This is a genomic window from Streptosporangium sp. LJ11 (genome assembly GCF_051918945.1).
Classification (GTDB): domain Bacteria; phylum Actinomycetota; class Actinomycetes; order Streptosporangiales; family Streptosporangiaceae; genus Streptosporangium.
Window position 1 is genome coordinate 181,866 of the sequence record NZ_JBPXMB010000014.1, and the last position, 21,579, is coordinate 203,444.

Genomic DNA, 21,579 nt, shown 5'->3' on the forward strand with positions numbered 1-21,579 from the left:
TCAGCCTCTCTTAACGCCCCCGAACACACTTGTCGTAGAGGTCGAGCAACCGGCCACCCCCGTCGTATGCCCGCTTGACCGGCCAGTAGGCGGTTCCGTTATAAAACCGCCAGAATTCATCCTCCGGGTAGAACGAAGTGGAGTACAGCGATTTATGCCCCTCCAGCTCGTGGACCCGGTTCTCGATCAAACGGTTGTGGTAACCGTCGAACTGCCCCCTGGGAAGTGGGACCGTTCCCCAGAAGCCGAAGTTGACGTAGAGCCGTCCCGGCTCCAGCGGGTAGAGCGGCCACTCGCCGGTGGACCTCAGCGGGCACATCCAGACCGGCGCCATCCCGACCTTGTCGTGAAAGAACTCCAGGAACTCGGCACCGCGCTCGACGGGCACCTCGATGTCCTGGATGACCGACTCCTGCACGGGCAGGTCGCGCCAGCGGTCGACCCTGGCGATCACCCCGTACTTGCGGTCGAGGCCGACGAGCCTGCGGTAGACGTCCGAGCGCATCCACTTGCGCGGCATCAGGGACCGCACCAGCGCGGTCTGCACGCCGAAGGCGCGCGAGCACCAGAACCAGTCGGTGTCCCAGCGCCACAGGTAGTCGCGGACGGTCAGCCAGTCGCGGGTCCTGGTCTGGATCGACCGGTAGTAGATGCGCATCCCGGTGTAGTCGGAGAGGTACGGGGCGCGCTCGGCGAAGCGGCCCACCGTGATGTAGAGCTCCCCGGGGCCGAAGAACGTGCCGTCCACGAAGTCGACGCGCTCGCCCTCGTACTCGCCGCGCTCGCAGATCTCGCGCATCGCGAGCATGCACTTGTCGGCGTCGCCGAACGGGATGTGGGTCAGCCTGACGTACGGCTGGACGGGTTTGAGCTTGATCCGGATCCGGAGGGCGTAACCGAGCGTGCCGTAGGAGTTGGGGAACGCCCGGAACAGGTCCCGGTGCTCGTTGTCGTCACGGGCCACCACGATCCTGCCGTCGCCGGTGAGGATCTCCATCTCCTCCACCGACTCGTGCGGCAGCCCCTCCCTGAAGCTGGTGGACTCGATGCCGAGCCCCGTCACCGCCCCGCCCAGCGTGATCGTCTTCAGCTGCGGCACGACGTACGGCATGAACCCGTGGGCGAGCGTGGCGTCCACCAGGTTCTCGTAGGTCGTCATCCCCTGGACCTCGGCGGTCATCGTCACCGGGTCGACCTCGATGACCTGGTCCAGGTCCCTGGCCGACAGCTTCGCCGACCGGGCGCCGTCCCTGAACCGGAACAGGTTGGTGGTGGCCTTGGAGAGCCGGGGCACCGCGTCTCCCGGGATGGCGGCGTAGGACTCCCTGATCTGCTCCACCGCTTGCCGGTGCGCAGACATCCCCGTCATCTGCCGCACGGTGATCACCCCCATGACCTCGTTGGAAAGATCGCCCCTAGGCACGTTATAACTCGGATGTCTCCGGAGCCAGGCAGGGCGCGTTAAACACGGGAAAACTCTACGACCGTCCTTCTTACGATCTTCGGCCGACCACCGCATCAACCCCGTTGACCACATTCGCCACAGGTCGGCCCTCGATCGCCGCCTCCAGGTTGTCCAGCACGCACCGGATCAGACGACCGGTCGACTGAGGGGTCACCCCGGCCACGTGCGGCGAGAGCAGGACCCTCGGACTGCCGCGCAGCGGGTCGTCCTGCGGCAGCGGCTCGGTGTCGAAGACGTCGAGCGCGGCGCCGCCCAGGTGCCCCGACTCCAGGGCCGAAAGCAGCGCCGCCGAGTCGACCACCTGCCCCCTCGCCGCGTTGACGAGCAGCGAGCCCGCGGGCATCAGGGACGGGTCGATCAGCCTTCTGGTCTCCTCCGTCAGCGGGACGACCAGGACGAGCACGTGGGAGCTCGCGACGAGATCGCCGATCTGCCGGTAGGTGTAGGGCACCTCGCGCGGCGTGCGGGTCCAGTAGGAGACCTCGCATCCGTGGGCGGCGAACATCCGGGCGGCGGCCTCGCCGATCGGGCCGAACCCGACGATGCCGACGCGCGAGCCGTACAGCTCGGCGGGTCCGAGGTCCAGCTGCGGCCAGCGTCCCGCGCGGACCGCGGCGTCGGCGTCGAGCAGCCGCCGCGACAGCGCGAGCGCGGCGGCGAGGCACCACTCGGCCACCCCGATCGCGCTCACCCCCGCGGTGTTGGCCAGCGGCACGCCCGCCTCGGCGAGCGCGCCGAGATCGTGGCCGTCCACGCCCACGGAGGGCTGCTGGACGAACGTCAGGTCCGGCGCGGCCCGGACGGCCTCGGCGTCCAGGGCGAGCCCGCCGCTCCAGTCGCCGACCACGATCTCGGCGCCGCCGAGGGCGGCGAGCAGCGACTCCCGGTCGCGGGCCGCGGGAACCGACACGGCGACCCGGTCGCCGAGCGAGCCGAGCAGGTTGCGCAACGCCTCCTCGGGGAGGGGCGGCAGCGCGAGCACCTTCCAGGGCGTGCTGTTCGCCTCCACGGGGTGAAGACCGCCGAGCACGCGGTCCGAGCGCCTTCGGTTCATGTCACTCACCTCCGCGGGGGTGGAAGCTGTCGAACACGCGGGTCATGAGCGCCTGCTGGGCCACCCAGTCGGCGTCGTGAGTGGTCCAGCTGAGCACCATGACCGAGTCGCCCACCTCGATGAACCGCCGCACCTCGCGGTAGGTCACCCCGGCCTCGGCCCAGGGGGCTCCGCCGCTGTCCTTCATGGTCCAGGTGAACTCCCACTGGAGCCCGGCGCCGTAGGCGAGAGGGATCTCGGCCGTGTCCTCGAAGTCGATCTCGCTCCACTGGGCCACGTTCTCCCTGATGGTCTCGCGAAGCGAGTCCAGGCCCTCGGGGATTCCCTCCAGCGGCTCCACCGACAGGTGGGCGGCCCCGTCGCGGCGCAGCCATTGGGTGTAGCCCGTCTCGGCCGCCCAGTCGCCGTTCCATCCGGCCGGGTATTTGATCGACCAGTTCTCCGGAGGCCGGGCCCGCCACGTCTTCAGCCCTCCGGCGGACGCGGCCGTCCTGGTCCTGGTGGGGGTGGGGGTCGGAGTGGGGGTCGGGGTCGCCGGCTCGGTCTCCTCCACCGGCTCCGGCGTGGCCTCCGCGACGGTGGGCGCGGAGCGCGCCACCGGCCGCTGTTCGGGCTGCGACATCGCCACGGCCGCCGCGGCGCCTCCGGCCGCCAGCAGGACGACGGCCCCCACGATCAGCGGGAGCCGCCCTCCGCCGCGGCGACCGGGCACGGCCGAATTCCTGGTCTCGCGCCTTTCCCGCTCCCCGGTGCGGTGGGAGGTCTTACCGATGCGGCCGAAGTTCTCCTCGGTACGGCTCGGGGCCCCTCCCGTACGGTGGCCCCCGGTCCCTCGCCCCTGGCGGACGGCGGTCTCCCCGGTACGGCGGGCGGCGGCCGACGGGTCGTCGATGACCTCCGCCAGCATGGCGTCGGCCTGCTGCGCGGTCAGCCGGTGGGCGGGCTCCCGCTGGAGCATGCCGGTGAGCACCGCTCGCATCTCCAGGGGCACCACGCCGAAGTCGGGCTCCTCGGTGAGGAGCGCGCCGAGGGTGGAGATGGCGTCACGGCGCTCGAAGGGCCCCTGGCCGACCAGGGCCGCGTAGAGGGTGGCGCCGAGGGCCCACAGGTCGGACCAGGGGCCGGCGTCGACCCCGGTGGCGCGCTCGGGCGGCAGGAAGCTCGGTGAGCCCGTCACCATGCCGGTCTGGGTGAGCGAGGTGTCGCCCTCGATGACGGCGATGCCGAAGTCGGAGAGCACGGCGCGGCCCTCGGCGTCCAGCAGGATGTTGCTCGGCTTGACGTCGCGGTGCAGGATCCCGGCCTCGTGGGCCGCGCGCAGGGCCGACAGGACCTGGCGGCCGATGTCGGCGACCTGGCGCACCGGCAGCAGGCCGACCTCGTCCAGCCCGCGGGCCCTGACCAGCTCCATCACGATCCAGGGGCGGCCGTCCTGCTCCGCCACGTCGTAGATCGCCACGATGCCGCGGTGGTTGAGCCTGGCCGCCGTCCTGGCCTCGCGGGAGGTGCGGGTCAGCTGGACCTGGTGCTCGGCCGGGGAGAGGTTGGGCGGTAGGAGCACTTCCTTCACGGCGACCGAGCGGTTGAGGAGGATGTCGTAGCCCTCCCAGACGACGCCCATCCCGCCCCTGCCGAGTTCCCGCAGCAGTCGATAGCGCCCAGCGACCACCCGTTCACTGTGCGGATATGTCATCGCAAAACCCCTAGGTCCCATTCGGAGAGGGCGCAAGTTTCCCATACGCGCGCGGGCGCCACGCGACTCCTCGCGATGTGTCTTGCCACAGAAAGCCGAATGTTGTTCTACTTGGGCGGGAGGGCGGCAGTGCTCGCAACCAGGTGATCGCCTGGGCACGCCGTACCGACGAGACCCGGAACGCACCCGAGGAGAATGTCGATGGAGCACGTGACCAGGAAGGGCCCGCTGGCCGGAGTCCGCGTGCTCGAACTGGCGGGGCTGGCCCCCGGGCCCTTCGCCGGGATGATGCTGGCCGACCACGGGGCCGAGGTGCTGCGCGTCGAGCGCGCGAGCGTCGTCGCCAGGACCGGGGACAGGCCGCGCCCCGACGTGATGGACCGGGGCAAACGGACGGTCGGCCTGGATCTGAAGTCCCCCGAGGGGGTGGCCGCGTTCAAGGAGCTGGCCCGCCACGCCGACGTGGTCGTCGAGGTCTTCCGGCCGGGCGTCGCCGAGCGCCTCGGCATCGGCCCGGCCGACCTGCACGCGGTCAACCCGCGCCTGATCTACGGGCGGATGACCGGCTGGGGCCAGGACGGACCGCTCGCGACGACCGCCGGGCACGACATCGACTACATCGCCGTCTCCGGCGTGCTGTCGATGCTGGGCCGCGCGGGCGAGCCCCCCACCCCGCCGATCAACATCCTCGGCGACTTCGCCGGGGGCGGTCTCATGCTCGCGTACGGCGTGCTGCTGGCGCTGATCGAGCGGGAGCGGACCGGCGAGGGGCGGGTGATCGACGCCGCCATGGTGGACGGCGCGGCGACGTTGTTCGCGATGTTCCACCACGGCGTGCAGACCGGCGGCTGGGGCCCGCGCGGCACGAACCTGCTCGACACCGGCGCGCCGATGTACGACACCTACGAGACCGCCGACGGCCGGTACGTGGCCGTCGGGGCGCTGGAACCTCAGTTCTGGAACGAGATGACCACCCTGATGGGCCTGGAGGACCTGCCCGACCGCGACGACAGGTCGCAGTGGCCCGCGCTCCGCGAGCGGCTGGCCGAGGCGTTCAGGTCCAGGACCCGCGCCGAGTGGGAGGCGGTGTTCGACGGCACGGACGCCTGCGTCTCCCCCGTGCTGGAGGGGGGCGAGGCCGCGGACCACCCGCACAACAAGGCCAGGGGCATGTTCGTCGAGGTCGGCGGGGTCAGGCAGCCCGCGCCCGCGCCGCGACTGCTCGGCGTGCCCGAGCAGGACCTCTCCCCCGCCACCCGGCTGGCGGACCTGTCCTCCTGGGGGCTGCCCGACGAGACCGCTACGCGGCTGCGCGAGGCCGGGGTGCTGGCCTGATGGGCGGCGAGGCGGACAGGGGGGCGGCGGGCGGCGGTCTCGCGAACACGAAGGCGACGGAGAGCACGACAGGCACGACAGGTATGGAGGGCACGGCAGGTATGGAGGGCACGCGGGACATGAGGACCGAGGACGGGCCGGCGGGCACCGAGGGCACCGAGGGCACCGAGGGCACCGAGGGCACCGAGGGCACCGAGGGCACCGGGGCCGCGGGCGGGCCGGTGGGAATGGACGTTTTCGAGGCCCTCTACACGACCAGGGCGATGCGCAGGGTCAAGCCGGACCCGATCCCCGAGGAGGTCCAGCGGAGCATCCTGGACGCCGCGGTCCGCGCGCCCAGCGGCGGCAACGTGCAGAGCTGGCGCTTCCTGCTGGTGGACGACCTCGCGGTGAAGGAGCGGCTCGGCCCTCTCTACCGGGACGCGCTCGGGCGGCTCTTCGAGGGCCACTACCGGCCGATGCGCGAGAAGGCCGAGGCCGAGGGCGACACGCGGACGCTCAACGTCCTGAAGTCGGCCAAACACCTGGCCGACCACTTCGAGGGCTATCCGCTGCTGCTGTTCGCGTTCGTCCGCAACGACCCGTCCGGCGGCTCGATCTTCCCCTCGGTGTGGAGCGCGCAGCTGGCCGCCCGCGCCCACGGGGTGGGCAGTGCGCTGACCAGCGTGCTCGGCATCTTCCACGCCGAGGAGACGCTGCGGGTGCTCGGCGTGCCCGAGGACAAGGGCTGGACCCTGGCCTGTACGGTCACCTTCGGCTATCCCACCGGGCGCTGGGGCGTCGCGCCCCGCCGCCCGGCGCACGAGGTGAGCTACCGCAACCGGTGGGGCCAGGACGTCGGCTTCGAGGTTCCCGAGCCCCTGTGGAGGCAGGAGGGCTGAACCCCGGCGGGGCCGGGCCGTGGGCGGCACTCCCGGCGTGACGCCGTGCGGTCGCTCCGGCGGTGTCCGTGAGCAGGCATCCGGCCGGTCGTCGTGCCGGAGGACCGGAGCACGGCACGGTCAGCGGGAATCCGGCCCATGAATCCGGTCTGTGTGGATGCCGGCGGCGCGGAGCCTGGTCTCGATGAGCGCGCCCTCCGGGCCGCGGCCGACCCCTGCTGTGCGGTTCCGGATCAGATGGGCGCCTTTCCCGAGGAGATCGCTTCGTGCAGACGGCGAGCCTCCTGGAGGACGAGGCTCGACCCCTTGCGTGCCGCCAGCTCCGCCAGCCCCGGGATCTCGCCACGCGCCCCTGCCAGGAAAGCCGCCCGGGCGGCGACGCCCAGCAGCTCGCCCAGCCCGTTCCGCGTCCTTTCGCCCGCCTCCGTCGGCAGCAGGAGCCGGACGGTCACGGCGAGGGCCTGCCAGATCTCGGCGTGCGCCCCGGCCGCGACCAGGTCGGCCAGTGCCGCCGTGATCCGTTTGAGCGTGATGCGCTCGGCGCGGACCAGCATCGCGACGGCCCAGCCGAGGTCCGAGGCCGGAAGCTGCTCGCGTACCGCCAGGGTGATCAGCGCCTCGGCGGCGGCGGCACGCTGGGCGGGCCGGGGGTGAGCCAGGCAGGCGGCGATGGTGATCGCGGTCGCCCTGCCCACCGGGCCGTCGCCGTGAGCCAGAGCCGCCACGGCGTCCACGCGGGAGCCGCCGCGGACGGCGATCCAGGGCAGGCACTGCACCATGTACGCGGCCATGACCTCGCGATGGGACGGCATGATCGTCGGCCACCACACCACCTCGTCGGGGTAGGCGGCGTATCCGTTGGCGGGCCGCACCGCGCACAGGTCGTGCAGCCAGGCGGGCAGGCCTTCTGACGGCACGGCCCGGATGTGCACCTCGTACGGGGAGGGACCGGAGTAAAAGGCCCTCGGTGCCTGCGTCACCTCGCAGTGCACCACCGGATCGGGCATTACGCCGGCGCGCAGCCAGTCGGCGAGCCGCCGCCCCGCCCGCGTGGGTAACTTCTCCGCCCGGACCGGCAAGGACTCGTCCACGTGCCGTGGCAGCCGCAACAGCGCCTGCTGGAAGTCGGCTTCGAGCGGTTCGGTGTCGCCCAGCCGCTCCATGCGGTCGATCAGGGTCTCGGCGTCGAGATGCCCGGTGGCGGCGGTCGGGGTGGCCAGCAGCACGGGGATCGTCGCGCCGCGTTCGAACAGGGACACGACCTCGCGCAGGCGCTGCTGGACCAGACGCTGAGGCAGCAGATCGAGGATGAAGTCATAGCTCGGGTCGGCGCGCTCGGCCAGCGCGGCGGTGAGCTCGCGGCTGACATCGGGCAAGGTCAGGGCCAGCACGCAGCGGTTCAGCAGGAAACGGGGATCGCGATCACTGGTGAAGTCCGCGTAGGCGTGGACGTTGGTCTGTCCCCAGCGTTCGCGCCACTTCGGCTCCAGAACGGCCAGGACCCCGTCACGGTCGCGGTGCGTCAGCTCGACCAGGGCGGCGAGGACGCGCTCGTACTGGCCGGGATCGTCGGGCCAGCCCACCGTGTCGAGCCCGCCGGCCAGGTCGGCCACCGCGGTGATGGGCGGCGCGAGGGCGGGCGGCGGCGGCGCGACGAGCACCGGGACGGCGGCCGGTTGCGGCTCCGCCACCGCCGCAACCGCGCCGAAGGCTGCGGCCACGCGGTCGCGTGGTTCGGCGGGCAGGCGGCTCGCCGCCTCGCGGACGGCCTCCCGGGCCGCGTCGTCCATGTGCGGGGCCAACTTGACGGCCAGCCGCACCGCGCGTTCGCGCAGGGCCGGGGTCTCCACGTCGAACACGGTGGCCAGCGCGGCCGCCGCCGCACCGCCCCTGGACGCGGGCGCCTTCGCGAGCCACTTCACGGCCGTCGCGACGTGTTTCTTCTCCGGCCGGAACACCAGCGCGCCGATCGCCTCGGCGAACAACTCGTCCCCCAGCGCTCCGGCGGCCTCGGCCCGGTGCAGCTCGTCCACGGCGAGCTGCACGAACGACGAGGACCCGGACGGAAGAAGACGGACGAAATCGAGCACCGGGACGTCGGCCACCGTGGTTTCCAGGAGCCGCCACAATTTCACGAACGGGGCGATGTCCGCGGCCTCGCCACCTGCCATGAACCGGCTCGCGCACCCGGCGACCAGCGCCTGCCGCGAGAGCCGTCCCGCCTGGGCGAGGGCGGCCAGCTCGCCGGCGATGCCCGGACTCGCCGCCCGGCCGGGCTCCGTGCTCTCGCTCGCGGTGAGCGCGGCGGCCACGCCCTGGGCGTGGAACAGGCGTGGGACCAGGTGGTCGAGCAACGGGTCGGCGGCCAGGACCGGCCGCCCGTGGCCCTCACGCCTCCGCGCGACCATCCGCCACGCCCAGCCCGCGGTGAACGGGTCGCTGCCGGGCGGCTCGACGCCGGTCTCGATCACCAGCGCGGCGGCCAGGTCCCAACCCGGCAGGCCCTGCAGCCGCCACCAGGTCGTACCCGCCGGCGGGCGCAACCGCTGCACCAGCCGCACGGCGAGGTCTCGCCGCCACGCCTCGGGACGGCACCGCAACACGGACATGACGGTCGCGGCGTCGCGCTCGTGGTGACGCGTCACGCGCAGCTCCCCGCGGTTCAACCAGGCCGCCACCTGGGCGGCCCCGCCCATGCAGGCCGCGCCGGCGAGCCGGTAACCGGAGGTCAGCTCCTGCACGCGCAACCGGTTGACGACATCGTCGGCGAACCGCTCGGCCAGGTGGTCGGGCAGCCGGGCGGCCACCTCGCGCCGGTCCGCGTCGCCGAGGCCGTTCAGGACCTCCGCCAGGCACTCGTCGTTCTCCGCCTCGATGCGGGCGAGGACCTCGTTCCACGGGCTCATGCCGCCACCGCCTCGAGACCGCAGGGGCACGGGGTGAGCGGCGCGACGGCGTGGGCGAGGGGGTGCGCCCGCAGGCAAGTGATCATGGCCGGGACCTTACCGATGCACGCCGACAATTAGACATTTCACTCCGAGCCCGGCTCGGAGGAGTCGAGACGTCGCGCGATGCCATCGCTGAGGGACCGGTCGCTCGACTCGTTCTCTTTCCTGCCCGGCGGCCGCTGTGCCGCCGGGGCCGCCGGCCGGTGGTGCGGTGGTGGAGGTCGTGCGGATGGTGACGACGGCCGGGCGGCCCGGCTCCTTTCCCGGGCCCGATCTCCCGTGCCCGATCGGCTTCCCCGCTCCAACCGGCCTGCTCACGAGGGATACACCTACCGTAGGCGTACCTCTTTTCGTTGTACATGTTGATTCATATGTAGTAGATGTACTACATTCATTCACATGAGTACTGCATCACGTATCCGCACCCCGTCCCCGCGACCGGCCGCGCGGCTCTCCTGAGCAGGGGGGCGCCGGAATGCCAGCGGAAGACATCTACAACCGGATCTCGGTGCTGAGAGCCGAGCGCGGGATCTCACGCAAGGACCTGGCGGCCGCGCTGGGAGTCCACTACCAGACGATCGGCTACCTGGAGCGCGGCGAGTACAGCCCGAGCCTGTTCCTCGCCATGCGGATCGCCGAGCACTTCGAGGTGCCGCTGGAAGTCGTGTTCTCCCTCAAACCGTTCCCCCGGCTCGGCAGCGACCAGGCCGGTTGACTCCCTCCCCGGCCGGCGGGCCGGGTCTCCCCCGGAGGTATCCGATGAGCACGTGGAAAGAACTCCGGCGCCAGAGCCGGGCCGAGATCATGCAGCACGACGTCCTGCCCGGCTGGTACGCCACCCGGGGCCGCAGGCGGCTGATCGCCTCGGTGGTGGTCCTCGCGCTGGCGCTCCTGTGGGCGGACGTCGCCGTCTCCTGGGCCGACGCGCCAGGTGACGGCGACGAGCTGTCCGACTTCACGCTCCTCGCGATCAGCCTGGTCCTCTGCATACCGGCGATCTCGCTGCTCAACATCGCGACCCGTGGTGTCGTCGAGCTGTCCGAGCGGGACCTGGACGAGCGCCAGGTGGGCGAGCGCCTGCGGGCCGTCGCCATCTCGCACCGGATCACGTCGGGCATCCTGGTCGCCCTCTACGTCACGGCCCTCGTGGCGGGCAGTTCCCGGGGCCCCGACTACTCCATGCCGGCGGACGCGATCGTTTCCCTGACGCTCGCCCTGGGACTGACGCACTTCATGCTTCCGCTGGTCGTCTCCGGCTGGCGGCTGCCCGACCCGCCCGGCGACGACGCCTGAGCCCGCCCCGGCGGGCGGTCCGGCGAAGGGAGCCGCGCGGCGGCGAGGTCCCGGGGCGCCGGGACACGGGAGGGCCCCGGTGCGGCCACGGGGGCCGTACCGGAGCCCTCCCCGCACACCGGCCGGCCCGGCCCGGGGCGCCGGGAACGGTCCCGCTCAGCGCATCGGGGACAGCACCGCCGCGTAGATGTCGGCGCCTCCCGGGTGGTGCACCTCCACGTCGGTGGTGAAGGCCCTCGGCGGGGTGCCTCCCGACTCGGTGTGCTTCCACAGCTGCTGCCACGCCTCCAGCAGGACGCCCGGCATCGGCCCGCGGGCCTCGATCTTCAACGACGGCACCCCGGGCACCCGTACCGCCACCATGCCCTCGGGCAGCGCCGCGGCGCTGCGCACGGCGACCCCGACGATCTGGGTGTAGGCACCGTGATGATCACTCTCATAGTCGGTGAGCACCGCGTAGATGTTCTCGTCGACCCGTCCCGGCACGTGGGCGAAGGCCCCCGGGGATCCCGCCCGCGCCCAGAGCGCGCCGAGCCTCCCCCGGCCCGGCTCCGCCTCGTCGGCGTTCGACGTCCGTACGGCATGACCTACGACGAGCATCTCGGGCCGATCAACCACGATCACAATGCCTCCTCATGGCCATCCACTTATTCGCGCAAACCGGATCTTAGCCTCCGGCCCGACCTGCCGGTCCTCTTCGAAGAAGCGGAAAAGGGGAACGCTCATCTTTGGCAATTCACGGGATAAGGTGGATCAACGTGAGATTTCTCAATGAGATGGCACCGGCCTACGACCTGACCTACAGCGACGTTTTCATGGTCCCGTCGCTCTCCTCCGTCGGCTCACGGCTCGCCGTCGACCTCTCCAGCCGGGACGGCACCGGAACCACCATCCCCGTCGTGGTCGCCAACATGACGGCGGTGGCGGGACGGCGGATGGCCGAGACCGTCGCGCGGCGGGGCGGGATCACCGTGATCCCGCAGGACATCCCGATCGACGTGGTCGCCGACGTCGTCGACTGGGTCAAGAAGCGCGACCTGGTCCACGACACTCCGCTGACGCTCACCCCGCACGACACCGTCGGCGAGGCGCTCAACCTGCTGCCCAAGCGGGCCCACGGCGCGATCATCATCGTCGACTGGGACAACCGCCCGGCCGGCGTGGTCACCGAGAGCGACTGTTCCGGCGTGGACATGTACACCCAGCTGTCCCAGGTGATGTCCGATCACCTGCTCACGCTGCCCGCCGGGCTCGACCCGCGCGAGGCCTTCGACCGCCTCCACGGGGGCCGCCACCGGCTCGCCCCGGTCGTGGACGCGGAGGGCAGGCTGGTCGGCATCCTGACCAGGACGGGCGCGCTGCGCGCCACCCTGTACCGGCCCGCCGTCGACGACTCCGGCAGGCTCCGCGTCGCGGCGGCCGTCGGGGTCAACGGCGACGTGGCCGCCAAGGCCAAGGAGATCCTCGACGCCGGGGTGGACTGCCTGGTCGTGGACACCGCCCACGGCCACCAGGAGAAGATGATCAGTGCCCTGAGGGCGGTCCGGGCGCTCGGCCCCGACGTGCCCGTCGCGGCGGGCAACGTCGTCACCGCCGAGGGCGTGCGGGATCTCGTCGAGGCCGGAGCGGACATCCTGAAGGTCGGCGTCGGCCCGGGCGCCATGTGCACCACCCGGATGATGACCGGCGTGGGCCGCCCGCAGTTCTCCGCCGTGCTGGAGTGCGCCGCCGAGGCCCGCAGACTGGGCCGCCACGTGTGGGCCGACGGCGGTGTCCGCCACCCCCGGGACGTGGCCCTGGCCCTGGCCGCGGGGGCGTCCAACGTGATGATCGGCTCGTGGTTCGCGGGCACCTACGAGTCGCCCGGCGACACCCGCACCTCCGCCGACGGGCGCAAGTACAAGGAGAACTTCGGCATGGCCTCGGCCCGCGCGGTACGGCTGCGCACGGCCGAGGACTCCCCCTTCGACCGGGCGCGCAAGGCACTGTTCGAAGAGGGGATCTCCACCTCCAGGATGTATCTCGATCCGGCGATGCCCAGCGTCGAGGACCAGATCGACGCCATCGTGGCCGGCCTGCGCTCCTCGTGCACCTACGCGGGCGCCTCCACCCTGGAGGAGTTCCACGAGCGGGCGGTGGTCGGCGTGCAGAGCTCGTCCGGCTACACCGAGGGTATGCCGCTCCACCAGAGCTGGTGATCCACCCGCGGGAGCGCGACACCACCTCCCGTGCGGGGGCTTGGTGCCGCCGCCCGCGGCGGGTCCACCCGTGAGAGCGCGGCGCCGCGGTACGCGTGGCGCCCGCTCGCGCCCGTCACCTCCCGCGGGTCCGCGGCGCCTGGTCATCGGGGTCGGCACGGGTGCCGGGTGTGCGGTGGTCCTCCGGGCGCATCGGCCTGCTCCGGTAGCGGGTGAGCCTGTACACCGCCGCGAAGGCCGCGAGCACCAGCAGCACCTCCACCATCACGATGAGCACAATCATTTTCGATTCCCTCACGCCCCTGACACCGGTGCCCCGTCTCCCGCTTCCACTGGCGCCATCTTGCACGAACCCTAACGGTAAGCCCTTACCCATGTCCAAATTGTCCGGGTTTCTTTCCCAACTAATGGGGTTCGCCTGTCGCGGTGCCCGGATCCTCCGCCCGCGGTTCCCGGAGGTTCATCACTCACGGTTCCCGGCGTTCGCCACTCGCGGCCAGATCCCGGCGGGGAACGCGCATCGTCCTACGGACACGGGGTAGTCGGCCCGTCGAGCCATCTCCCACCCCCGAAAGGCGAGCGGACATGAATGGAACGCCCACCGGCCTGGACACGCAGGTCGTCGTGGACCGGAGGGTCCTGGCAGGCTACGACAACTACCTCGCGGCGCAGCGAACCGTGGACGGACTGTCCGACGCGGGCTTTCCCGTCGAGAACGTGGCCATCGTCGGCAGCGACCTGAAACTCGAGGAGACCGTCACCGGCAGGATGACCAACGGGCGGGCCGCGCTCACCGGGGCCGGGAGCGGCGCGGCCTTCGGCGCCGTGGTCGGGATGTTCCTCGGCCTGTTCACCTCGACCACGCTGTCGTTCTTCGTGCTCGTGCTCTGGGCGGCCCTGTGGGGCGCGGTGATGGGCGCCGCGTTCGGGTTCATCAACCACCTGTTCACCGGCGGCAAGCGGGACTTCGCCTCGCGCAGCGCGATCGTCGCCGGCCGCTACGACGTGCTGGTCGCGGCCTCGCACATGGACCACGCGCGGGCCATCCTGGAGTCCACCCCCGGTCCGGCCGACACCGTGGTGGTCGAGGTTCCCCCGTCCGCAGGCCTGTACGACCCGGCCGCCGCGGGGACCACCACCCCGAGCAACCCCGCTCCCCCGCGGACGCTCGCCACCGACGTCCCCCCGCAGCCGACCGCCCCCGACATCTCCGGCCGCCCGGTCACCTCCGACCTTCCCCCGCAGCCGGTCACCCCCGACCTCGCCCCGCGAGCGGCCACCTCCGACCTTCCCGCGGACGCCCCGTCCGCCCCGCACGCGGACGCCCCGGCCGGGCCCGCCACCGAGGACACCCCGGCCCCCGTGTCACCGAGCACCTCGCCGAGCGTCTCCTCGAGCACCTCGCCGGGCACCGAGGAGCGCCCCGTCCCCGCGCGGCCCGGCACCGCCGAGCACCAGATCCCCGCTCAGCCCACCTCCCCCGACCGCTCCACCGCGTCGGCCGCCAAGGAGCGTCCCGGCTCCTGAGGCGCGTACCGGAAACCCCGAGGCACGTACGGAAAAACCCGGCGGGCGCCCCCACAGGGGGTGCCCGCCGGGTCGCGGCGGAGGCACGGCCGGGTGCCGCGGCTCAGCCCTTGACGCTGCCCGCCAGCAGGCCGCGGACGAAGTAGCGCTGCATCGACAGGAAGACGATCAGCGGGATGATCAGCGAGACGAACGCCCCCGAGGTCAGGCGCTGCCACTCGTTGCCCTTGGTTCCGGCCATCTGCGCCAGCCGTACCGTCATCGGGGCGCTCTCCGGGGTGCCCCCGGCGAAGATCAGGGCCACCAGCAGGTCGTTCCAGACCCAGAGGAACTGGAAGATCGCGAAGGTGGCGAGCGCGGGCCCGACCAGCGGGAGGACGATCGTGCGCAGGACCTTCCCGTGGCTGGCCCCGTCGACCCTGGCCGCCTCCATCAGCTCGCCCGGAAGCTCGGACATGAAGTTGTGCAGCAGGAAGACGCCCAGTGGCAGCGCGAAGCAGGTGTGCGCGAACCAGACCTGGACGAACCGGGCCGGCCCCTCCAGGTCCCAGGCGGGCATCAGCTGGAGGCCGAAGACGGACACGCCCTCGGAGAAGAACGACAGCAGCGGGACGAGCGACATCTGCAGCGGCACGATCTGCAGCGCGAAGACGCCGATGTAGATCCACTCGCGCCCGCGGAACGGCAGCCAGGCCAGCGCGTACGCGGCGAAGGTGGCCAGGGCCAGCGGGAAGAGCACCGACGGGATCGTGATGACGATCGAGTTGATCAGGAAGCTCATCATCTGGCCGGAGGACGAGGAGGTGCCGAACAGGACCTCCTGGTAGTTCTCCAGCGTGAGCTGTGGGCTGGAGAAGAACGTCCACCAGCCGCTGTTCTTGATCTGGTCCTCCGGGCGCAGCGAGGACAGCAGCAGGCCGAAGGTCGGTGTGGTCCACAGGACGGCGATGACGATCGCGACGGCACTGGCGACCCGGCCGCTCAGCCTCCGCCGTACGCGCTGCGGCGCGGTCGTCGTCTCGGGCCGCACCACGGTCTGGGTCAACGTGGCCATGTGGACTCCTTCGCCCGCCGCGTGCTCGCGGCGCCGGGCCGGCCTGCTCGCCCGGTCACCTGACGGCCTCTCTGCGCTGGCGGATCTGGTAGATCACGATCGGGGTCACCAGGACGAACAGGAAGACCGCGAGGGCCGCGCCCTTGCCCGTCTCCCCGTACCGGAACGCCTGGTTGTACATCTCGTTGGCGATGACGCTGGTGTCGAACTGGCCGCCGGTCATGGTGCGGACGATGTCGAACAGCTTGAGCGTGCCGATCGACTGCGTGACCAGCACCACGATCACGGCCGAGCGGATGGACGGCAGCGTCACCCGGAAGAACATCTGCAGCGGGGTCGCCCCGTCCAGCTTGGCGGCCTCGACGATCTCGGCGGGGATTCCCTTGATGGCGGCGGAGAGCACCACGGTGGCGAACCCCGCCTGGATCCAGACCATGACCACGATCAGGAACAGCGTGTTGAGCGGCGCATCCTGGAGCCACTGCTGCGGCTCGCCGCCGAAGGCGACCGTGATCTGGTTGAGCAGGCCGATCTGGTCCTGCTCCTCGGAGCGGTAGGCGTAGACGAACCGCCAGATGATGCCCGCGCCGACGAAGGAGATCGCCATCGGCAGGAAGACCAGCGACTTGGCGAGCGACTCGAAGCGGGTGCGGTCGACCAGGACGGCGTAGACCAGCCCGACCGAGGTCACCAGCAGCGGGACGAGCAGCACCCAGACGAGGGTGTTGCGGAGTACGGTCACCGCCTCGGGCTGGGTGAACATCCAGGCGTAGTTGTCCAGGCCGACCCACAGCTTGCCGTCACCGCTCATGAACGACAGCAGGGTGGTTCGCACGGCCGGCACGACCAGGCCGATGGCGAGGAGCAGAAGGGCGGGCAGGAGCAGGATCGTGGCGTGGGTCCACGCGCGCCGCCGCATCGGAGCGCGGTCGACCAGCACCAGGATCACCGCGACCACCACGAGGAAGGCGGCGACGCCGATCAGCAGCTGGACGAGTTTGGGCAGTTCGGCGGCGAAGTCGAAGTCCATCGGAGGATCTCCCGGAAGGATCGGGCCGGGCGGGCGACGGTCCGGTCCCGCGTCACGCGGGACCGGACCCATCGGGATATGTCAGGACTTAGGCCAGGAGGCTTCGATGTAGTCGAGGACCGTCTTGGTGTCCTTGCCATTGATCCAGTCGGTCATGCCCTTCCAGAACGTGCCCGCGCCGACCGCGGCCGGCATCAGGTCCGAGCCGTCGAAGCGGAAGACCGTGCTCGGGTCCTGGAGCATCTCCATGGAGAGCTTGTCGATCGGGTTCTGGGCGTTGGCCGGGTCGACGCCCTTGCGCGCGGTGACGTAGGTCGCCAGCTTCATGCGGGTGGTGGGGAACTCCGCGCCGGCGAGGTAGGCCTGGACGGCCTTGACCTCGGGACGGTCGGTGAAGGCCGCCACGAACTCGCCCGCGCCGAGCACCGGCTTGCTGGCCGGGTCGTTGCCCGGCAGGTAGAAGGCGAACACGTCGCCGTCCTCGGCGACCTTGGTGCCCTCGGGCCAGAAGTTGGCGTAGAAGGACGCCTGGCGGTGCAGGGCGCACTTGCCCTCGGTGATCGGGACGCCGCCCTCCTGGAAGGCGGTGCTGGCGATCGACTTGACCGGGCCGTAGCCGCCGTTGACGAACTTCTCGTTCTTGAGGATCGCGCCGACCTTGTCGACCGCCGCGGTGACCTTGGGATCGTTGAACGGGGTCTTGTGGCTCACCCAGTCGTCGTATCCCTCGGGGCCGGCCTCCCTGAGCATGAGGTCCTCGATCCAGTCGGTGGCCGGCCAGCCGGTCGCGTCACCGGACTCGATGCCCGCGCACCACGGCTTGACGCCGGTGCCGGCGATCGTGTTGGTGAGCGTCATGAGCTCGTCCCAGGTCTTGGGGACGGCCCAGCCCTTCTCGGTGAACATCTTCGGCGAGTACCAGACGAAGGACTTCACGCTGGCGCCCAGCGGGGCGCCGTAGAAGACGCCGTCGACGGTGGAGTACTTGGCCCAGTCCTCCGACCAGCCCTCGGCGGTGAGCTTCTTGACCTCCTCGGAGGCGGGCTTGAGCTTTCCTGCCTTGGCGAAGCGCTCCAGGAGGCCCGGCTGGGGGAAGAAGGCGATGTCGGGAGGGTTGCCACCGTCGGCGCGAACCTGGATCTGGGCCTCGAACTCGCCGGTGCCCTCATAAGTGATCTTCATTCCGACGCAGTCGGCGAACGGCTTCCACGCCTTCTCGAAGAGGTCGGCCTCGACGTCGCGGATCGGCGAGTAGATGCTGACGGTCTTGCCCTCGTGTTTGCCGTACTGGCTGAAGGCAGCGCATTCGGGGGCGGCGCTGGCGCCGCCACCCGCGGATGGCGCGGGGTCCGAGGATCCACAGGCGGTGACGACCAACGCCAGCCCTATGGTGCCCGCCGCAAGGGCGGTGCGCCGAGGCCGAGAGAGGAGCGACATGGAACCTTCCTCCATATACACAATTGCCGGGGAGTGTGAGAGCGCTCTCTGGAAGAATTGTCTGCCCACCACGCGATGTCAAGAACTGTGATATTACGGTTACAGTTTCAATTTTCTTGACACGATCGGTGCGATACCGTGATGCTCCAGAGAGCGCTCTCACGTGACAGCCGAACAGAATGGGGCGGTGAGGACATGACCATGTCCGCCGAAAAGTCCTACGACCTTCAGGACTCCGGCGTGCTGAGGTTTCCCGAGGGTTTCGTCTGGGGCGCCGCCACCGCGGCCTACCAGATCGAGGGCGCCGCCCGGGACGACGGCAGGGGCCCCTCCATCTGGGACACCTTCTCCCGGACCCCCGGCAAGGTCCACGCGGGTCACACGGGTGACGTCGCGTGCGACCACTACCACCGCTATCCCGAGGACGTCGCGGTCATGCGCGACCTCGGCCTGCACTCCTACCGCTTCTCCATCTCCTGGCCCCGCGTGCAGCCCGACGGATCCGGCCCGGCCAACCCGCGCGGCCTGGACTTCTACGACCGCCTCGTCGACGAACTCCTCGGCAACGGCATCACCCCCATCGTGACGCTCTACCACTGGGACCTGCCGCAGACCCTGGAGGACCGCGGCGGCTGGACCAACCGGGAGACCGCGGCGCACTTCGCCGACTACGCCGCGATCGCGCACGGCAAACTGGGTGACCGGGTCGAGACGTGGACCACCCTGAACGAGCCCTGGTGCTCGGCCTTCCTCGGCTACGCGTCGGGCATCCACGCCCCCGGTCTCGCCGAGCCCGCGCTGGGATTCGCCGCCGCCCACCACCTGCTGCTCGGCCACGGCCTGGCCGTCCAGGCGCTGCGCGCCTCCGGTGCCACCACGGTCGGCATCACGCTCAACCTCTCCCCGGTGATCGGTGACGACACCCCGGCCGCCGAGCTCGTCGACGGCCTGCAGAACCGGATCTTCCTGGACCCGGTGCTGCGCGGGGAGTATCCCGCCGACGTCGTCGAGCGGGCCCGCCGCTTCACCGACTGGTCCTTCGTCCACGACGGGGACCTGGAGATCATCAGCGAGCCGATCGACCTGCTGGGCGTGAACTACTACCACCCGCAGACCGTGACCGCCCGCACCGGCGAGCCCGCCAACCCGGTCTACCCGGGCAGCGAGGGCATCGCCTTCGGCGGAGCCGACGCGCCGCGGACCGCGATGGGATGGCCGGTCCAGCCGTTCGGCCTGACCGACCTGCTCCTGCGGCTGTCGCGCGACTATCCGGGCACCCCGCTGATCATCACCGAGAACGGCGCCGCCTTCGACGACGTCGTCGAGGACGGCGAGGTGCACGACGTCGGCCGTCTCTCCTACCTCGACGGGCACCTGCGCGCGGCGCACGCGGCCATCGAGGGCGGCGCCGACCTGCGCGGTTACCTCGTCTGGTCACTCCTGGACAACTTCGAGTGGGCCGAAGGGTACCGCAAGCGGTTCGGCGTCGTACACGTCGACTACACGACGCAACGACGCACCCCCAAGGACAGCGCCCTGTGGTACAGCGAGGTCATACGCCGGAACGGGCTGTGAGAGCCCGGCCAACCCTGGAGAAGGTGGCCGCCCGGGCCGGTGTGTCCCGGGCGACCGCCTCGCGCGTGGTCAACGGCTCCACGCGCGTGGCACCGCAGATCCGCGACGCGGTCAACCGCGCCGTGGAGGAGCTGGGCTACGTGCCCAACCAGGCGGCGCGGAGCCTGGTCACCCAGCGGGCCGACTCCATAGCACTCGTCTTCCCCGAGCCGGCGACCCGCGTGTTCTCCGACGACCCCACCTTCGCCGGGATCATCCGCGGGGTCAGCATGGAGATCGAGGAGGCCGACAAGCAGCTCGTGCTGATGCTCACCGGCATGGCGGGCGGCTACCAGCGGGTCGAGCGCTACGCCACCAACGGCCACGTGGACGGCGTGGTCATCGCGTCCATGCACGGCACCGACCCGCTGCCTGGCATCCTCGCCAGGCGCGGGGTGCCGGTGGTGTGCAGCGGCCGGCCGACCGTGCCCAGCAGCCTGCCGTACGTGGACATGGACAACGCCGGCGGCGCCGAGCGCGCGGTGCGGCACCTGATGGAGCGGGGCAGGCGGCGCATCGCCACCATCGCGGGACCACAGGACATGATCGCCGGGATCGACCGGCTCAACGGCTACCGCGCCGTGCTGCGCGACTCCGACCGCCGCTCCATCGTGGCGGTCGGCGACTTCACCCGGGAGTCGGGGGCGTCGGCGATGCGGCAGCTGCTGGCCGACGACCCGGAGATCGACGCGGTGTTCGTGGCCAACGACATGATGGCGCTGGGCGCGCTGCCGGCCCTGCGCCAGGCGGGCCGGCGGGTCCCCGACGACGTCGCGGTGGTCGGCTTCGACGACATCCCGGCCGCGTCCTACACCGAGCCCCCGCTGAGCACGGTCAGGCAGCCGACCGTCGAGATGGGACGCAGGCTCGCCCGCATGGTCCTCGACCTGGAGGAGAAGGCACAGGTGATGCTTCCCACCGAGCTGGTCGTCCGGGAGTCCACCGCGTCCTGAACACCGGCCGGACCCCGCCGCCCGGCCCGGCCACCCGGCCCTGCCGCGACGACCGGGTGCGTGCGCCCGGGACCCGGCCCGGGAGGGCCGGGGGCTACGAGGACGCCCGGACCACCAGCTCGGTGGACACGATCATCGGTTCGGCGGGGCCGCCGTCGAAGAGGGAGAGCAGCAGGCGGACCATCGCCGCGGCCTGCTCGGCGTGCGGCGTGTGAATGGTCGTCAGCGGCGGGTCGGTGTAGCGGGCGGCCTCTATGTCGTCGTAGCCCACGATGGCGACCTCCTCGGGGATCCGCCGGCCCGCCTGGCGGAGCGCGTGCATCGCGCCGATCGCCATCAGGTCGTTCGCGGCGAAGACCGCGTCGATCTCCGGGTCGTCGGCCAGCAGCTGCCGCATCGCGACCGCCCCCGACTCCCGGGTGAAGTCGCCGACCGCGATGATCGAGCGGCGGTCGGAGTCGCGGAGCACCTCGCGGTACCCGGCCAGCCGGTCCTGCCCGCCGATCATGTCCAGTGGCCCGGCGATGGTGGCGATGCGCCGCCTGCCCCGCTCCAGCAGGTGCCGCACGGCCGCGGCGGCGCCCTCGACGTTGTCGTTGTCGACGTACGGTATCGCGACCGGCACGGCGGGCCTGCCGTAGGAGACGACCGGGACGCGCAGCCGGGTGAGCGCGACCGGCAGCGGGTCTGCGCCGTGGCTGGAGACCAGCATGACGCCGTCGACGTGGCCGCCGGCGATGTAGTGCTCCACCCGGGCGTGGCTCTCCGGCGACCCGGCCAGCAGCAGCACGACCTGCTTGTTGACGGCCTCCAGCTCCAGGCTGGCCGAGCGTATGACGGTGGAGAACATCGGGTCGTCGGAGAACACCCGGTTCGGCGACTCCGAGACGACCAGCGCGACCGAGTTGGTCGTCTGGGTCACCAGGTTCCTCGCCGCCCCGTTGGGGACGTAGCCGAGCTCGTTCACCGCGCGCATGACCAGGTCCCGGATGTCGGCGGTGACCGTGGTCTGGCCGTTCACCACCCGGGAGACGGTCGACCGGGAGACCCCGGCACGGGCGGCGACCGCCTCCAGGGTGGGTCGTCTCATCGTGTTC

Annotated in this window: 18 protein-coding genes; 8 read left to right on the plus strand and 10 right to left on the minus strand. The window is 71.3% G+C overall.

The features are described 5' to 3' along the window. Positions 1-10: 10 nt before the first annotated feature. From ACTOQ3_RS21805 to ACTOQ3_RS21815, 3 genes are all read right to left on the minus strand, one after another. Entirely contained in the window at positions 11-1,360 is a 1,350-nt protein-coding gene (locus ACTOQ3_RS21805; protein WP_440085239.1) for an FAD-binding oxidoreductase, read from the minus strand. Between the two features lie 133 nt (positions 1,361-1,493). After that, on the minus strand, positions 1,494-2,519 hold the full coding sequence (locus tag ACTOQ3_RS21810; protein ID WP_440085185.1) for an NAD(P)-dependent oxidoreductase: 1,026 nt from the start codon (positions 2,517-2,519) through the stop codon (positions 1,494-1,496). Position 2,520: 1 nt separating this feature from the next. Then, a complete protein-coding gene (locus ACTOQ3_RS21815) occupies positions 2,521-4,188 on the minus strand; it encodes a serine/threonine-protein kinase (protein ID WP_440085186.1) in 1,668 nt (555 codons plus the stop codon). Positions 4,189-4,413: 225 nt separating this feature from the next. Between ACTOQ3_RS21815 and ACTOQ3_RS21820 the strand changes: the two genes are divergently transcribed. Together ACTOQ3_RS21820 and ACTOQ3_RS21825 are read left to right on the plus strand one after the other, a co-directional pair. Beyond that, positions 4,414-5,547: a CaiB/BaiF CoA transferase family protein gene (locus tag ACTOQ3_RS21820; RefSeq protein ID WP_440085187.1), complete on the plus strand. Its 1,134-nt coding sequence runs from the start codon at positions 4,414-4,416 to the stop codon at positions 5,545-5,547. Between the two features lie 119 nt (positions 5,548-5,666). Beyond that, positions 5,667-6,428: a nitroreductase family protein gene (locus ACTOQ3_RS21825; RefSeq protein ID WP_440085188.1), complete on the plus strand. Its 762-nt coding sequence runs from the start codon at positions 5,667-5,669 to the stop codon at positions 6,426-6,428. Positions 6,429-6,661: 233 nt separating this feature from the next. Here ACTOQ3_RS21825 and ACTOQ3_RS21830 read toward each other — a convergent pair whose 3' ends face one another. Beyond that, positions 6,662-9,334 (minus strand): DUF7825 domain-containing protein, encoded by a 2,673-nt coding sequence (locus ACTOQ3_RS21830; protein WP_440085189.1) that lies wholly within the window; start codon positions 9,332-9,334, stop codon positions 6,662-6,664. Between the two features lie 517 nt (positions 9,335-9,851). On the opposite strand from ACTOQ3_RS21830, the gene ACTOQ3_RS21835 reads away from it, so the two are divergent. Further along, entirely contained in the window at positions 9,852-10,091 is a 240-nt protein-coding gene (locus tag ACTOQ3_RS21835) for a helix-turn-helix transcriptional regulator (RefSeq protein ID WP_440085190.1), read from the plus strand. A gap of 44 nt (positions 10,092-10,135) precedes the next feature. Then, positions 10,136-10,669: a hypothetical protein gene (locus ACTOQ3_RS21840; protein ID WP_440085191.1), complete on the plus strand. Its 534-nt coding sequence runs from the start codon at positions 10,136-10,138 to the stop codon at positions 10,667-10,669. 156 nt (positions 10,670-10,825) lie between these two features. Here the strand turns inward: ACTOQ3_RS21840 and ACTOQ3_RS21845 are convergent, their stop codons facing one another. Beyond that, on the minus strand, positions 10,826-11,293 hold the full coding sequence (locus ACTOQ3_RS21845; RefSeq protein ID WP_440064722.1) for a GyrI-like domain-containing protein: 468 nt from the start codon (positions 11,291-11,293) through the stop codon (positions 10,826-10,828). 134 nt (positions 11,294-11,427) lie between these two features. Here ACTOQ3_RS21845 and ACTOQ3_RS21850 point away from each other — a divergent pair, with 134 nt between their 5' ends. After that, entirely contained in the window at positions 11,428-12,867 is a 1,440-nt protein-coding gene (locus ACTOQ3_RS21850; RefSeq protein ID WP_440085192.1) for a GuaB1 family IMP dehydrogenase-related protein, read from the plus strand. A gap of 115 nt (positions 12,868-12,982) precedes the next feature. Here ACTOQ3_RS21850 and ACTOQ3_RS21855 read toward each other — a convergent pair whose 3' ends face one another. Next, complete coding sequence (locus ACTOQ3_RS21855) at positions 12,983-13,150, minus strand: hypothetical protein (protein WP_440085193.1); 168 nt, start codon at positions 13,148-13,150, stop codon at positions 12,983-12,985. A gap of 302 nt (positions 13,151-13,452) precedes the next feature. On the opposite strand from ACTOQ3_RS21855, the gene ACTOQ3_RS21860 reads away from it, so the two are divergent. Beyond that, a complete protein-coding gene (locus ACTOQ3_RS21860) occupies positions 13,453-14,394 on the plus strand; it encodes a general stress protein (RefSeq protein ID WP_440085194.1) in 942 nt (313 codons plus the stop codon). A 103-nt stretch (positions 14,395-14,497) separates the two neighbouring features. On the opposite strand, the gene ACTOQ3_RS21865 is transcribed toward ACTOQ3_RS21860, so the two are convergent. From ACTOQ3_RS21865 to ACTOQ3_RS21875, 3 genes are all read right to left on the minus strand, one after another. After that, entirely contained in the window at positions 14,498-15,448 is a 951-nt protein-coding gene (locus ACTOQ3_RS21865; RefSeq protein WP_440085195.1) for a carbohydrate ABC transporter permease, read from the minus strand. Positions 15,449-15,503: 55 nt separating this feature from the next. Beyond that, a complete protein-coding gene (locus tag ACTOQ3_RS21870) occupies positions 15,504-16,478 on the minus strand; it encodes a carbohydrate ABC transporter permease (RefSeq protein WP_440085196.1) in 975 nt (324 codons plus the stop codon). Between the two features lie 81 nt (positions 16,479-16,559). After that, on the minus strand, positions 16,560-17,915 hold the full coding sequence (locus tag ACTOQ3_RS21875) for an ABC transporter substrate-binding protein (protein WP_440085197.1): 1,356 nt from the start codon (positions 17,913-17,915) through the stop codon (positions 16,560-16,562). Between the two features lie 195 nt (positions 17,916-18,110). Between ACTOQ3_RS21875 and ACTOQ3_RS21880 the strand changes: the two genes are divergently transcribed. Beyond that, positions 18,111-19,490, plus strand: coding sequence for a GH1 family beta-glucosidase (locus tag ACTOQ3_RS21880; RefSeq protein ID WP_440085198.1), 1,380 nt, complete (start codon positions 18,111-18,113; stop codon positions 19,488-19,490). Next, a complete protein-coding gene (locus ACTOQ3_RS21885) occupies positions 19,487-20,482 on the plus strand; it encodes a LacI family DNA-binding transcriptional regulator (protein ID WP_440085199.1) in 996 nt (331 codons plus the stop codon). Before ACTOQ3_RS21880 ends, ACTOQ3_RS21885 begins: the two co-directional genes overlap by 4 nt. A 94-nt stretch (positions 20,483-20,576) precedes the next feature. Here ACTOQ3_RS21885 and ACTOQ3_RS21890 read toward each other — a convergent pair whose 3' ends face one another. Then, a complete protein-coding gene (locus ACTOQ3_RS21890) occupies positions 20,577-21,572 on the minus strand; it encodes a LacI family DNA-binding transcriptional regulator (protein ID WP_362838259.1) in 996 nt (331 codons plus the stop codon). Positions 21,573-21,579 lie beyond the last annotated feature (7 nt).